Origin of the sequence: Paenibacillus sp. DP01, from assembly GCF_044784315.1 — a bacterium.
GTDB classification, from domain to species: Bacteria; Bacillota; Bacilli; order Paenibacillales; family Paenibacillaceae; genus Paenibacillus; species Paenibacillus polymyxa.
Genome location: NZ_CP173059.1, coordinates 3,670,855 through 3,686,229, shown reverse-complemented (window position 1 = coordinate 3,686,229; position 15,375 = coordinate 3,670,855). Strand labels below are relative to the sequence as shown.

The 15,375-nt window shown below is 43.6% G+C and carries 10 protein-coding genes (1 of these 10 only partly in view); 9 read left to right on the top strand and 1 reads right to left on the bottom strand.

Annotated elements, in window-relative coordinates:
• Positions 1–310: 310 nt before the first annotated feature.
• On the bottom strand, positions 311–550 hold the full coding sequence (locus ACH59B_RS16055; RefSeq protein ID WP_404302090.1) for a hypothetical protein: 240 nt from the start codon (positions 548–550) through the stop codon (positions 311–313).
• A gap of 464 nt (positions 551–1,014) precedes the next feature.
• Here ACH59B_RS16055 and ACH59B_RS16050 point away from each other — a divergent pair, with 464 nt between their 5' ends.
• The 9 genes from ACH59B_RS16050 to ACH59B_RS16010 all read left to right on the top strand — a co-directional run.
• Positions 1,015–1,650: an MBL fold metallo-hydrolase gene (locus ACH59B_RS16050; protein ID WP_038978042.1), complete on the top strand. Its 636-nt coding sequence runs from the start codon at positions 1,015–1,017 to the stop codon at positions 1,648–1,650.
• Positions 1,651–1,977: 327 nt separating this feature from the next.
• The gene (loaP, locus tag ACH59B_RS16045; protein WP_016821487.1) at positions 1,978–2,499 is read left to right on the top strand and encodes an antiterminator LoaP; all 522 of its coding nucleotides are present in this window, start codon (positions 1,978–1,980) and stop codon (positions 2,497–2,499) included.
• A gap of 113 nt (positions 2,500–2,612) precedes the next feature.
• Positions 2,613–3,368, top strand: coding sequence for a 4'-phosphopantetheinyl transferase family protein (locus tag ACH59B_RS16040; protein ID WP_404303984.1), 756 nt, complete (start codon positions 2,613–2,615; stop codon positions 3,366–3,368).
• A gap of 25 nt (positions 3,369–3,393) precedes the next feature.
• Positions 3,394–3,633 carry an acyl carrier protein gene (locus ACH59B_RS16035; RefSeq protein ID WP_016821485.1) on the top strand — a complete coding sequence of 80 codons (240 nt, stop codon included), beginning with the start codon at positions 3,394–3,396 and terminating at the stop codon, positions 3,631–3,633.
• Positions 3,611–4,858 (top strand): beta-ketoacyl synthase N-terminal-like domain-containing protein, encoded by a 1,248-nt coding sequence (locus tag ACH59B_RS16030; RefSeq protein ID WP_102998783.1) that lies wholly within the window; start codon positions 3,611–3,613, stop codon positions 4,856–4,858. Before ACH59B_RS16035 ends, ACH59B_RS16030 begins: the two co-directional genes overlap by 23 nt.
• A gap of 15 nt (positions 4,859–4,873) precedes the next feature.
• Positions 4,874–6,136, top strand: a complete 1,263-nt coding sequence (locus tag ACH59B_RS16025) for a hydroxymethylglutaryl-CoA synthase family protein (RefSeq protein WP_016821483.1) — start codon at positions 4,874–4,876, stop codon at positions 6,134–6,136.
• Positions 6,133–6,894, top strand: a complete 762-nt coding sequence (locus tag ACH59B_RS16020) for an enoyl-CoA hydratase/isomerase (protein ID WP_016821482.1) — start codon at positions 6,133–6,135, stop codon at positions 6,892–6,894. The genes ACH59B_RS16025 and ACH59B_RS16020 overlap by 4 nt, the downstream gene beginning before the upstream one ends.
• Positions 6,895–6,940: 46 nt before the next feature.
• Entirely contained in the window at positions 6,941–7,690 is a 750-nt protein-coding gene (locus ACH59B_RS16015) for a polyketide synthase (protein ID WP_404302086.1), read from the top strand.
• Between the two features lie 232 nt (positions 7,691–7,922).
• A protein-coding gene (locus ACH59B_RS16010) for an amino acid adenylation domain-containing protein (RefSeq protein WP_404302084.1) crosses the window boundary here: on the top strand, positions 7,923–15,375 show its 5' portion. Its footprint extends 3,677 nt past the window's final position; the window shows 7,453 of its 11,130 coding nt (coding positions 1–7,453); it begins with the start codon at positions 7,923–7,925; its stop codon lies beyond the right edge, outside the window.

Genomic DNA, 15,375 nt, shown 5'->3' with positions numbered 1-15,375 from the left:
TGGATATAGATACATCATCCAAAAGAATGGTTGCAAAAGTATCCTGTGCTGTAACGCGGAACACTAAATCTCTGGAGACTGTCCCCGAATTCCCTGAGATTGAGAAGGTACGGGAGACTCTCTCATATTGTGATGAAGGTAGCGAGTTAAGCTGGATCGTGTAGGTTTGCTCTCCTAAACTAATTTGAAGCCGACCACCGAAAGGACTGATCAAATTACGTACCCAGAAGGTTACACGGTATCTTCTTCCTCTTCTCAGATCGGAAATCGTTTGTCTAAGCGAGACGCTGTGCCCCGGGTTAGCTGAGAATCAGACGGCTTGATTGCCACTGTGCGGGTTGGTTCTGGTAATAAAGATTTGACCTGTCACGTTGCTGACGTTTGCAATCCAAGGTGTCAAATCCTGATCTTCAAAGCCGCCGTTTCTAACAACAGCCTGAGTAGGCAATATTCTTTTCTTCTTCAATGCGTGAGGTTGAGATTGTATAGGGGATCTATTCATCCCTCTACGGACAGTAGCTGTACTTTTTCCAGTTTTTTTAGGTTTCATCTCAGCCAACTCTCTTTCAGTAAAAAATGTATTTTGTATTAGTAGTTTATGAAAGTGTGAATAATAGTGTTCATATTAAGAGAAACCAAAAATACCGCCGTATGGCGGTATTTTTTTGGTTATGTAATTACAGCGAAGAAAGAGTTTTACGACTTTATAGAGCAAAATCTTGTAACAGAGGGCCGAAGCCTTTCTATTGCATAAGTTGGTATAATCATTGGTACAGCAACTTTTGACAGAAAGACATCGGAGACGAGAATTATCCCGAAAAGCGCAGAAATGCTTGTTATTCAGGAACTCTTAGCAAAGACTACAACATAGCAAATGCATAGTGATGTAGATCAATTCAGCCGCATTTGAACTGTGAATTTGACGCACAAATTTGGATTTGGCCATGGGAAGGTGGGTTCAGTGAAGCTGATATGAGTCTGACATACCATATGGAACAGTTAAGAGTCTGTTTTATGAATTTTATTAACTATGTATATATTGTAATGGATAAGAAAACAGGAGACATTGCTATTGTCGATCCGTCATGGGATTTATCGAAAATAGAGTCATATCTTCGACAGTTGAATGGTAATCTCAGAGCCATACTATTAACCCATTCACATTTAGATCATGTTAATTTGGTAAATCCGCTCCTGGAAAAGTATAGACCGCACGTATTCATGTCAATACAAGAAATCGATTATTACCATTTTAGATGTGAAAATTTACATCCCGTTAAAGATGGGGATTTTATCAAACTTGGAGAAACAGAAATTAGAAGTCTTTTGACCCCAGGACATACCGTGGGAAGTGTATGCTATCTTTTATCCAATCACTTGTTTACGGGGGATACCATTTTCATTGAAGGTTGTGGCTTTTGTGATCCGAATGGAGGAGATCCGAAAGACTTATATCATAGCGTTCAAAAAATAAAGCGAGAGGTTGATAGCTCCATTCAAATTTATCCTGCTCATTCATATGGTAAAGCACCTGGGTTCCCACTCAGTCACCTTATGGATGAAAATATTTATTTTCAATTTACGAGCATGAAGCCGTTTATTAATTTCAGAATGCGCCCCAACCAAAAAGGTTTATTCAATTTTAAATGAGTTGGTAAAAAGGGGGCAGTTCTAAAGGGTGATGGGGTCTCTCCCCCCTTAAATATAGACCGGGTTGTTGCCAAAATGGCAATTGACACTGTTTGAGCAGAGGATTATAATGGAAATATACTATTCCAATTATATGATTATATGAAAAATAAAGGAACTTGTTTGCGGTTAATCGCTGGCGGGTCACGTTAACCACTGATGAGGGACATATCGTGAGAGATTGTAGCTTATCAAGCAGGATAAGTGAAAGGGCGAAGCTATGCATACACTGGCAGCAGACATTATAGGGTTGATTTTGGCAGTATGTTTTGTTAGGAGATGAGCGGAGTGAATTGGTACGTGCTTTTTGTGCGAACGGGTAGGGAAGAAAGGGTTAAACAACTTTTTAATAAGTGGTTTGATTCTGAAGTTTACAAACCATTTATACCGCTCCAAGAGAGACTTTTTAAAGTAGCAGGAACAGTCAAGAAAGAATTAGCGCCTTTGTTCCCCAGTTATGTGTTTATTGAGTCCAACTTACCTGACTTGCAGTTCGTAACAAGTACAAATTCAATGATTTATACTTCCAGCGATATCATTCGTTTATTGAGATATTCGAAGTTAGAAGCTTCTATGCGAGATTGCGAGAGACAAGTTTTAGAGAGTTTATGCAATGATAGATATTGTATAGAATGCTCAACTGGAATTATTGAAGGAGACAATATACGTATCATAGAAGGGCCGCTTAAAGGAAGAAGCAGCATAGTTAAGAAGATAGACAGACATAAAAGACAGGCGGTTATTCAGCTAGAATTTATGGGTGATATCAGACTAGTGAACGTAGCTTTAGAAATTATTAGTAAAGTTTAAATAGAATAATAGTGGGGATATCTTCTCCATTTGGAAGCTTTCAGAGCCCTTAAGGCATTTGAAGGTTTTTTTGGTTTGTGCTCGCCTATTCATAGGGGGATATGCATGTGGTCATGTATACAGAACAGCTCATGTTGAAGCGGGAAGATACCGTGATGAAGGCGGCTGTTAGTTTTGTACATGCAGTTTGCCGTGACGATGCTGCTCTCGATCCGGAGATTTTTCATTCAGATGAGTGTAGCTACTTTGAGAGCCTGCTATTCCAGCGCCGAAAATCCAACTTTCTGCTCGGCAGGCTAAGTGCAAAACAAGCAGCATCCGTGCTGTTAAGGGAGCAGAACCTACGCAACATAAGCGTGGAGACAGGTGTTTTCGGCCAGCCCTTGCTTCGAACTACCGGAGTCCCTGGTTACCAAGTGAGCATTGCCCACTGTGATGATATCGGGACCGCTGTTGTTTTTCCAGAAGCGCATCCTATGGGGATTGATATTGAGAGGATAAGTCCTAACCGAAATAAGACCATGGAAAGCCAATTGACGACGGAAGAAAGGGAAAGAATCGCAGCCGTGCGAGGAGTAGAGGAATACTCTGTTTTATTGACGGTTTCTTGGACGGTAAAGGAGGCGATTTCGAAAATATTGCGCACAGGCTTTACCGCATCATTGCAAGTGCTTGAAATTAACGAGATCAGATTTAATAGTGGATGCTTTCGGAGTACATTTTCGCATTTTCCGCAATATGCCGCCCAGTCGTATCGGTTGGGTAACTACATCTTTACTATTGCAGCGCCAAGGAAGACGGAATGGAGTATCAATATGTCTCAATTGTATGAGCAATTTAACCCGATTTTCCATCCAAGCTGTTTGTAAATAACCCAATTTTAGGAGGATATACATGCGCAAAGAAGAAGTATTCGAAATCGTTAAAGGTTGTATTTGTGAAGTTCTACCGGAATTAAACGATCACCAGTTTCAGTATGACGATCGCTTGGTAGATTTGGGTGCGGATTCGGTAGATCGAGCCGATATTGTAATGAAGTCTATGGAAGCATTATCTCTTAATATTCCGCGCGTTGAGTTATCTGGCGTTAAAAATGTAGGAGAGTTGGCAGATGCGCTCTATGCCAAATTATAAAGAGCCTGAGTTAGTTATTACGGGAGTTGGTGTTACTTCGTCGATTGGGCAAGGGAAGACTGCCTTTGCTTCGGCGCTGTTCAAAGGGCAACATGCATTTGGAGTTATGCAACGTCCAGGCAGAAAGGGAGAAGCTTCATTTATAGGTGCGGAGCTGCCATCTCTGTCTTATCCGGAGACCATTTCCAAACGAATGTTACGAACCGCATCATTTTCAGGACAGGTGGCAATGGTTACCCTTCAAGAGGCCTGGGATGATGCTCAATTGGATGACGTCGACCCTAGCCGCATAGGATTGGTGATTGGAGGCTCCAATTTTCAGCAACGGGAATTATTTCAAACCTATGAGGCTTATCGGGAAAAAATGCACTTTGTATCTCCGACCTATGGGCTGTCCTTTATGGATACTGATTTGTGCGGATTATGCACTGAGCAATTCGGTATTCAAGGGTTAGCGTATACTGTCGGCGGGGCTTCCGCGAGCGGACAAGTCGCCATCATTCAAGCGATTGAGGCAATTCAAGCAAATCGGGTTGATGTGTGCATTGCGATGGGGGCGTTGATGGATATTTCGTATTTGGAATGCCAGGCATTGCGATCCTTGGGAGCCATGGGAAGCGACCGATATGCCGACCAACCAGCAATGGCGTGTCGCCCCTTTGATAAGATGCACGATGGATTTATATACGGGGAATCTTGCGGAGTTATCGTCATAGAGCGGTCGGATTTTGCAATGAAGCGGCAGGGGAAACCTTATGCAAAGCTTGCAGGCTGGGATATGGGGATGGATCGGAACCGGAACCCCAATCCTTCTTATGAAGGCGAGGTTCGAGTGATTAAAAGGGCCTTGGAGAAAGCGAAACTGTCGCCGGAAAAAATTGATTATATTAATCCCCATGGGACAGGCTCTGTAATTGGGGACGAGATCGAAATAAAGGCAATACAGGATTGCCAATTATCACATGCTTACATCAATGCAACCAAATCCATTATCGGGCATGGCCTGAGCGCAGCCGGGACGGTTGAAATTATTGCTACTCTTCTACAAATGAAAGAGTCGAAACTTCATCCTACCCGCAATTTGGAGGAGCCGATCAGAGTGGATTGCAACTGGGTGAAAAATGAGTCCATCCCAGCGGTTATTCACAATACTATGAATTTGAGCATGGGATTTGGCGGGATCAATACGGCCATCTGTATGCAAAAGTATGAGTCGGGCATTTAAGAAAGGGGGAGCATTATGGTATTGGTAGGAATAGAAGCAATGAATGTTTTTGGGGGCTCAGCCTATCTAGATGTCATGCAATTAGCGCAGCACAGACAGTTGGACCCTGCGAGATTTGAAAATTTATTAATGAAAGAAAAGGCTGTTGCCCTGCCCTATGAAGATCCGGTTACCTTTGGAGTCAATGCGGCAAAACCGCTGGTGGACGCCCTCTCTGAAGCGGAAAAAAACCGCATCGAAATGCTCATCACCTGTACAGAATCAGGAATTGATTTTGGAAAATCAATCAGTACATATATTCACCACTATTTGGGACTGAATCGGAATTGCAGGCTATTTGAACTCAAGCAAGCCTGCTATTCGGGTACTGCCGGACTCCAAATGGCGGTGAATTTTATTTTATCCCAAGTCTCGCCAGGGGCCAAAGCGCTTGTTATTGCCAGTGATATCTCACGATTTATTGCCGCTGAAGGCGGGGATGTTTTGAGTGAGGATTGGTCTTACGCTGAACCAAGCGGAGGGGCAGGGGCTGTGGCCATGCTCATTAGTGAAAATCCTCATATATTCCAAGTCGATGCGGGCGCTAATGGATATTATGGCTATGAGGTGATGGATACTTGCCGGCCGATACCAGATAGCGAGGCCGGAGATGCGGACTTGTCTTTAATGTCCTATCTGGACTGCTGCGAGCAAGCATTTTTGGAATACCAGAAACGGGTACAAGGAGTGGACTATAAAGATACCTTCCAGTATCTTTCCTTCCATACTCCATTCGGTGGAATGGTAAAAGGAGCGCATCGCACGATGATGCGAAGGATTACTCAGGCCAAGCCCAATGAGATTGAGGCGGATTATGTACAACGTGTCAAGCCAGGATTGGAGTATTGCCAACGAGTCGGCAATATTATGGGTGCGACCTTGTACCTGTCCTTGGCAGGCACGATTGATAAGGGCACATTTGATTCTCCGAAGCGGATTGGTTGCTTTTCCTATGGATCAGGCTGCTGCTCGGAATTTTATAGCGGGGTAGTGATGCCGCAAAGCCAGGAATATCTGCGTCGTTTTGAGATCGAGCGTAATTTGAATGATCGGTATCAATTATCCATGGATGAATATGAATCCTTGCTGAAAGGCAGTGGCGCTGTACGTTTTGGAACCCGCAACACCAAACTTGATTTTCAATTGGTTCCTGGAGTGATCGATTCCGGGAAAGGGAGACAGCGATTATATCTGGAGGAAATCTATGAATTCCACCGCAAATATCGGTGGGAATCATGAATTATCAAACAATTCAGGTTCGGTTTCAAGAATCGATTTGTTATTTACGGTTTTACCGACCAGAGGCAAATAACACGATTAATAACACCCTCATTGAGGAATGCATGCATGTGCTTGCACTGTGTGAGGAGTCGGTTACGATCGTTGTTTTGGAAGGCCTGCCGGAAGTGTTTTGTCTTGGAGCGGATTTTCAAGGAATGTACGAAAAAATGGCAAATGAACATGAGCATGCACAGAATCCAGAACCTCTATATGATCTGTGGTTAAAACTGGCGACAGGGCCCTATATCACGATTTCTCATGTGCGAGGAAAGGCAAACGCTGGCGGCATTGGATTTATTGCTGCCAGCGACATTGTGATAGCAGATCAGACAGCACAGTTCAGTCTGTCGGAATTGTTATTTGGGCTTTTCCCTGCTTGTGTTCTGCCCTTTTTAGTACGCAGAATTGGATTCCAAAAAGCGAATTATTTGACATTAATGACACAGCCGATTATGGTTGAGCAGGCTCTTACATGGGGATTAGTCGATGCATATGATGCCCAGAGTGATACGGTGCTGCGCAAGCATTTATTACGCCTCAGACGATTGTCCAAAACGGGTATTTTACGCTACAAACGCTTTATGGACGAACTCAGCGATTTGCGTCAGTATAAATCACTGGCGCTGGCGTCCAATCAAGAGGTGTTTTCAGACGCTCAAAATCTGAAGGGCATTTTCCGATATGTCGAAACAGGTCAATTTCCGTGGATGGACTGATGGGCGTTTGCCACAAGACGGGATGCTGAGGGGGAAGTAGATCATCATGTCACAATCTGTGGTTGAGTTACTTGAGATCGAGCGAGGGATTATTCAAGTAACAATGCAAGATAGAGTTCATAAAAATACATTTACACTTGAAATGACTCATGGACTTAGAGAAGCGTTCCGTACGATCCAGGATGACTCGACCTGCAAAGTCGTAATTCTAACAGGGTATGACAACTACTTTGCCACGGGTGGGACGCAAGAAGGACTATTGGCTATACATGAAGGAACATCAAAGTTTACTGATGAAAATATTTACTCTCTAGCATTGAACTGCAAAGTTCCAGTGATAGCTGCTATGCAGGGCCATGCGGTTGGTGGGGGCTTTGTCATGGGGCTATTTTCTGATTTCGTAATCCTGAGTAAGGAAAGTATGTACACGACTAATTTTATGAGATACGGATTTACACCAGGAATGGGTGCGACGTTCATTCTTCCCCAAAAACTCGGGTTCAGCCTGGGAGAAGAATTATTGTTAAATGGGGGGAATTACCGAGGCGTAGAATTGGAGAAGCGAGGAGTGCCGTTTCCAGTTTTGCCTCGCAAAGAAGTGATGAGCTATGGATTGGATCTTGCTAGACAGCTGGCCGAGAAACCCAGATTTTCATTAATCACATTAAAGGATCATCTGGTTGCTCCACTCCGTGTTCAGCTTCCCAAAATCGTAGAACAAGAGCTGATTATGCATGAGAAGACCTTTCACCAAGCCGAGGTTAAAGAACGAATCATCAACCTGTTTGGAAAATAATAATTTTTTCACATCCTTATTTATTTATATTTGTTGGACGCTTTTACGGTTTTTCATGGGAATCTGGAAACGAGTGTGAAAGGGGCGCATAGCCTTTCTCATCACTCGTTTTTTCTTTGCTACTTTCGTTAGGCAACGCTTCAAGCGTGAAACAGTAGCTCAAAATAGACATCGTGATAAGCATTTAGCTCATGTTGTATTTAAATTTTGTGTTTGAGGAGTTGGTGGATGAATGACACGTAAACATGATCAAAGATCAGACTTTAATATCCCGATCCTTTCTTTTATGGAAACTTGCCGGCAATTTCCTGAAACAGAGTTGTTTACTTTTGAGAATGAAGGAGAGCATCCTCACGTTCTTACGGGGACCACGCTTTTGCTGCAAGTGCAAACTTTGGGCAACTTTCTAATGAAAGAACTGGCTGCGCAGGAAAGAGCGCTCCTTGTATTTCCTCAGGGTCTGGGATATATCAGCAGCATGCTGGCATGTTTTTATGCAAACATCGTAGCCATCCCTACACCCATTACAGCAGCAGAGCCAGATGAAAAAATGCTTGAGAAAATAAAGCCTATTCAAACGGATTCCGGGGCTGTATGTATCATAACCAATACTGCCTTCAAAGCTTTTCTCCAAACACAACCGGAGTATAGAACGTTTCGTATCCTAAATATTGATGAGATTCTTCAAGAGAGCGCCGCCCACGTAGATATAAAGATGAGAATGCCAGCACCTGAAGATATGGCCCTTTTGCTGTACACATCAGGCTCTACATCACTGCCTAAAGGTGTAATTCTCAGCCATAGATGTTTGATGAATCAGGTTAAGGCTGAGCAATGGAGAATTGACCAAAATAGCCGTATCGTTTCCTGGATGCCGCAATTCCATGCTTTTGGACTGCAAAACAATATTTTGGTACCGCTATTGAATGGCGCCTCAAGCATTATTCTCCCGCCAGAAAGCTTTGCTAAAAATCCGGAGCACTGGATTCAGATGATTGACAAGTATCAGGCTACCCATACGGCTGCGCCAAACTTTGCATTCGATTACTGCTGCTCCACCTTGGACGTAGCTTCACTACAGGAATATTCTTTGCACCATCTTCAAGCTATTATATGTGCAGGTGAGCCCATTCGGAAGGAAAGTTACGAAAATTTTGTCCATCATTTCCGGGCATTAGGGCTTAAAGAAGATATATTTTGTCCTCTTCTTGGCTTATCTGAGCTGTGTCCTGTTACCAGTGTAAAACCGGGCCAGTCGATGAGATTTATTAATTTGGATATTCCTAGCTTGGAGCAAAGAAGAGTCCAATACACAGATGAGAAGAACCCATCGAAGTCCGTTGTCAGTTGCGGGGAAATCGAAGCTCCGACAGAAATACGGATTGTTCATCCTGAAAGTCATATGCTATGCCTGCCAGAGGAAATCGGCGAGATTTGGATTAAATCCGATCGGATGGCAGAGGGTTATTTAAATAGGAAGCAAGAAACGGACAGCACTTTTGAGGCGGTACTTTCCAGTACACAAGAAGGCGGTTTTTTCCGTACAGGTGACCTTGGCTTTATTGCAGACAATCATACTTATGTCATCGGCAGAGAGAAGGAAGTCATTATCGTTCACGGCAAAAATCATCATCCTGTCGATATTGAATGGACCATCCAAAAGAATATGCCGGAGTTGACCTTGCCTATCGCTGTATTTGCCTCTGAAGTCAAAGGCCAGGAAAAGGTAATCGTCGTACAAGAGATTGAAACGTCCCTTCATGAGCAGGAATATAAACGACTGGTCGAAAAGATGTTAAATGCCGTATCTGGGACACATCAACTTGAGATTTATGATATATATTTGCTGCCAAAAGGTAGTATTCCCAAAACGGGGAGCGGGAAAATTCAAAGAAAGGTTTGCCGTAATGCTTACATCAAACAAGAGCTTAGGGCACTTTATCAATATCGGAGTGCACTCTCAACAGCGCATTCGGGTATTGGAGAAACGGATGCTACTGTAGACGCTGTTTCGTTGATACAGCTGAAGATTCAGGAATATATGGTGCAATTTTTGCAACGGGAACTGAATTTGGAGTCCGAGGCAATGGATTTGAATAAAAATATTCACGGTTATGGCATCGATTCCATTCTTATCATGAAGCTCATACGCGGCATTGAAAAATCTTATCCGATCAAGGTTAATGCAAGAGAAATTCTAGAGTACCCAACGATTCAACTACTATCGGCTTATTTAGCCAAAAAGATTGAAAAAGATAAACCGGTTGTAGAGATCAAGACCGAAACAATCCTGCATGGTTTGCAACAGAATCCACTTTCTGAAGTTCAAAAAGGGTTGTGGCTATTACATAAAATGTCTCCTGAAATAAATGCTTACAATGTACCAATATGTCTCCGATTTAATACGAAAGTTGAGATAGAGAACGTTAAACAGGCTTTCCACACCGTTTTAGAGCAATATCCTATTCTAAAAAGTGTGATTGAAGAGGATAATGGGACACCTTATCAAAAGCTGGAGTCTGCTCAGCCGTTCAATATGCAGATAGAGGATATTTCAAGCTTGAAAGCGGATGCAATCATTCCCTTTATTCGGAGCAAGGCAAAGCAGCCATTCGCGCTAGAACAGGACCCTTTGATGCGTGTTTATCTGATGTCCAGGTCCGAACAAGAACATTTCATACTGGTGGTCATCCATCATATTATTTTTGATGGTAGTTCTTTCATCCTTTTTATTCAAAGCTTTTTAGATGCATATAAGGACTTGGGACAAGGAAAGAGACCAGTCGTTTTACCACCTGCCGCGAGCTATAACGATTTTGTGGAATGGGAACAAACGATGCTGGCGAGCGCAGAAGGGGAAAAGCATTTTTCCTATTGGAAACAACAACTGTCGGATGCTTTACCGACTCTAGAGCTTCCATATAACCGTTCAGGTTTTCTGACTCCGAGCATGGAAGGACAAACATACACCAAGCGGCTTCCAGTTGATTGGGTCAATCGGGTAAAATCTTTCGCCCGTACGCAATATATGAGCTTGTCTACCGTCTTGTTAGGTATGTATGTGATATTGCTTAACCAGTATTCGAAACAGGAAGACATCATCGTTGGAATGCCAGTTATGGTACGACCAGAGGAGCGTTTTGACCAATTAATCGGATATTTTGTCAATATGCTTCCAATACGCAGCCAAGTGTCGGAAACAGAGACATTCCTGGATTTTATGAAAAAATTGCAAATCACCGTAGTCAATGGGATGGATCATGCTCCTTATCCTTTTCCGGCTCTGGTTCGAGCATTAAATGTGCCACGTTTGCAGGCGAGCTCGCCTGTTTTTCAGGCAGTTTTTTCTTACCAAAATTTTCTGCAAACTTCAAGCTTGCAGCAGCTTTGTGCGCCGTATAGCGATAGCTTTACCGTTGAGTTGGTAGAGGAAATTCACCAGGAAGGTGAATATGAGCTGGTATTGGAGCTGCTGGAGCAGGAAGAAGAGCTGACATTAAATATCAAATACCGTTCCGGTTTGTTCGATGAATCAACCATCGTACAGATGGCTGAGCGTTACATCGGATTAGCGGAAGCACTTATGAGCAATCCTACAGCTGCCCTGCAGGACTATTCATTACTTTTGCAAGAGGAAAAGAACAGCGTCCTTTATGACTGGAATGCGACCGAAATAAGTTATCCAGATAAATGCTTCCCTGAATTATTCATAAAACAGGCAAGGAAAACGCCTGACGCTATTGCAGTCGTGTATGAAGAACAATCGCTTACCTATCGGGAATTAAAAGAAAAGAGCACATTGCTCGCTCTATATTTGCAAAATCAGGGCGTTACCCCTGATACGCTGGTAGGAATTTGCATGGAACGGTCTTTAGAAATGGTCATTGGGCTGTTGGGAATCCTTCTGGCGGGAGGAGCCTATGTGCCGCTTGATCCGGACTATCCAGAGGATCGATTGGAGTATATGCTGCAGGATTCCAATGCATCCCTTGTCATTACGCAATCGGGATTGTTGAAAAAAGTATCTCGGCTGGCAGGGAGTCGTGTGAACTGCATTGTTCTTGATAACGATTGGGATATTCTTACAAGTAGTATAAAGGGGAGAAAGACACTCAAACGGGAAGTGCAGCCTAGCCATTTGGCATATGTGATATATACCTCTGGAAGTACAGGGAAACCCAAAGGGGTCATGATCCCACACAAAGCGTTGACCAACTTTCTTCTTTCCATGGGAGAAAAGCCAGGCATAACAGAGCAGGATAAATTGCTTGCAGTGACAACGTATTGCTTTGACATCGCGGGACTGGAATTATATCTACCTTTGATTAAAGGCGCTCAATGCTATGTTTGCAGTTCTGAAAAGGCTAAGGATGCCGAAAGACTCAAGCAGGAGATTCAAAAAATAAAACCGACAATGATGCAGGCAACACCTGTGACCTGGACCATGCTTTTTCAAGCTGGCTGGAAGAACGAAGAGAACATGAAAATGCTCTGTGGCGGAGAAGCACTTTCGGAAACATTGAAATCTTATTTTGTGCATAACAACGGTGACGCATGGAATATGTTCGGTCCGACTGAGACGACGATTTGGTCTACAATTCAAACGATTACCTCCGACAAGCCGATTTCGATCGGTAAGCCTATTGCCAACACCCAGATTTATATTTTGGATCAGCACCTTCGACCTGTGCCTGTCGGATTTCCGGGTGAGCTTTTCATTTCGGGCAATGGCTTGGCCAGAGGCTATCTGAATCAGCCGGTGCTTACGGATGAAAAGTTTATTGACAACCCATTCAAGCCCGGAACTAAGCTCTATAGAACCGGAGATTTATGCAAGTGGCTTTCTGACGGTTCCATTGAATATTTGGGTCGGATGGATTATCAAGTGAAAATCCGCGGGTTTCGAATTGAGCTAAGTGAAGTTGAAGGTCAGGTCAGAACATATCCGGGAATTGATGAATGTGTCGTGATCGCCAAGGAACAAGGAGCGGATAAGCAGCTTGTCGCCTACTATTTACGCAACAACTCTCAGTTCGGGGAATCCTCACTTGATCCTAAAGAAGTACGAAATTATTTAAAAGCATTCTTGCCTTATTATATGATTCCAGCATTCTTTATCGAACTGGACAAGCTGCCATTGACCCCGAATGGCAAAATAGATCGGAAGGAATTAATGGGTCGTAGGGTCGAGCTGGCGACAGCAACAAGAAAAATCCATTTGCCGCAATCGGATGTTGAACAACAAGTTTTAACAATATGGAAAAAGCTTCTGGATATCGATCATCTAAGTACGGATGATGCTTTTTTCGACGTGGGCGGAAATTCTTTTTCAGCCGCAGAGATGATTAGAAGGATCAAGGACAAGTTGGAATGTGATATTTCGGTGACAGCATTGTTCAAGTATCCAACGGTTAGGGAACTTAGTGCCTATATTACGAAAGTAAAAGGCGAGGCACCAGCTTCTGCAACAGAACAAACAGATACCGCTAAAAATACCATTTCACAGGGATTAGACTCGGAGGAAGATGAACATAAACCATCCTACCCTGATTATTATGAGGATAGTATCGCAATCATAGGAATTTCATCCCATTTTCCGGGTGCGAAAAACCACGTTGAGTTTTGGAGCAATTTGAGGGCAGGGGTGGAAAGTGTCCGGTACTTTTCTGAGGAAGAACTAGCCCAGTTAGGGCTGGAGAGAGAGATTGTCGAGCATCCACACTTTGTGCCCGGACAATGCACGATTGAGGGGAAAGAGTATTTCGACCCTGAGTTTTTTAATTTATCCCAGAAAAATGCAGAATTTATGGACCCTCAGATGAAATTACTGCTACAGCATGCATGGAAGGCTGTCGAAGATGCTGGTTATGTCTCCAAGGAAATTCCTGAGACCAGTGTGTATATGTCGGCGAGCAGCAGCTTTTATCAAGCCTTTATTCCTAATTTGGCATCGCAATCACCTAATGTCCTGAGGAATGCGGATGAATATGTAACCTGGATTTTGGCACAAGGCGGGACCATTCCTACTATGATCTCTCATAAATTAGGATTTAAAGGTCCTAGCTTATTTGTGCATTCCAACTGTTCTTCTTCGTTAGTCGGACTTCGTCTAGCTTCGCAAAGCCTGTTGTCTGGTGAAGCAAAATACGCCTTGGTTGGAGCGTCAACAATCTTTCCTTTCAACAGCTTAGGTTATGTGTATCAGCCTGGCTTGAACTTTTCTAGTGATGGCCATATTAGAGCTTTTGACGATTCGGCAGACGGAATGATTGGCGGAGAAGGGGTTGGAGTTGTTCTACTGAAAAAAACGCTGGATGCCATTAGAGACGGTGACCATATTTATACGATTTTACGAGGGGTTAGCGTGAACAACGATGGGACTGACAAACTAGGGTTTTATGCTCCAAGTGTTAAGGGTCAATCTGAAGTTATTCAGAAGACGATCGAATCAACCGGAATTCATCCCGAAACGATCAGTTATATTGAGACACATGGAACCGGAACCAAATTGGGCGATCCGGTTGAATTTGCTGCCTTGAATGATACATTCAGGCAGTATACAGCCAAAAAACAGTTTTGTGGTATTGGATCGGTCAAAACCAATATCGGACATTTGGACACTGCAGCAGGTTTGGCGGGGTGTATTAAAGTCGCTTTAAGCTTATACCATAATGAGATTCCTCCTACGCTTAATTATGATACACCCAATACCGATATCCATTTGTCTGAATCGCCTTTTTATGTTGTTGATAAACTGCGGAAATGGGAACAAGCGTCGGCTCCCCATCGAGCGGCGCTGAGCTCTTTTGGCATAGGCGGAACGAATGCTCATGCTATTTTCGAACAATTTGTAGCTAATGATGAACCCGAACGTTCTAAATCCAGTTTGGTGAACGATGCTGCTGAGTATCTTATTCCTTTGTCTGCCAAAAATGATCAGCGCCTTAAGGCATATGCTGGGGACCTCTCGGCTTTCTTGACAGCTTCTCAAGAAATCAATTTGTCGGATGTATCTTTTACGCTTCAAACAGGACGAATGGCAATGAAAAGTCGGGTAGCGTTTATCGTCAGGAATACGAGCGAGCTGGTGCAAAAATTGGATTCGTTCGCGAATGGACAAGAACATATCGAGAATTGCTGGAGGGGAGAAAATAACCAGCAAGATTCAATGCAATGGTTTGAACAGGAAGAAGTGTTCAAGGAATTAGTGAGCAAATGGATCTCAAATCGTGAAATGAACAAGCTGGCAGAGCTATGGGCCAAAGGCTTCTATATCGATTGGAAATTGCTGTATTACGATATGCGACCGAAAAGAATCAGTCTGCCTACGTATCCTTTTGCTCAGCAACGCTGCTGGGCTCCTGAGGTTGAGGCTGGAGCAGCAAGGGTCAGAGCAGTGGCGGAAGCACCTGCGACTGCAGCCAGCCAAACTCTGATGTTTGAGCCAGTCTGGAAGGAGCAGGACGTACCTCCAGAGGTCGAAGCCCCTGCCTACGACCGCCGTATCATCTTACTGTGTGAGCCGGACGAGGCTTTACCTGAACGGCTTGAAGCGCGAGTGAACGGAGCGGCACAGGTCTTGGCCTTCTCATCTGGGAAGAGCCGGGTGGATGAGCGGTTTCAGACCTATGCAGTTCAGGCCTTTGAGAGCATCCAAAGCCTACTCAAAGACAAGCCTGCCGGAA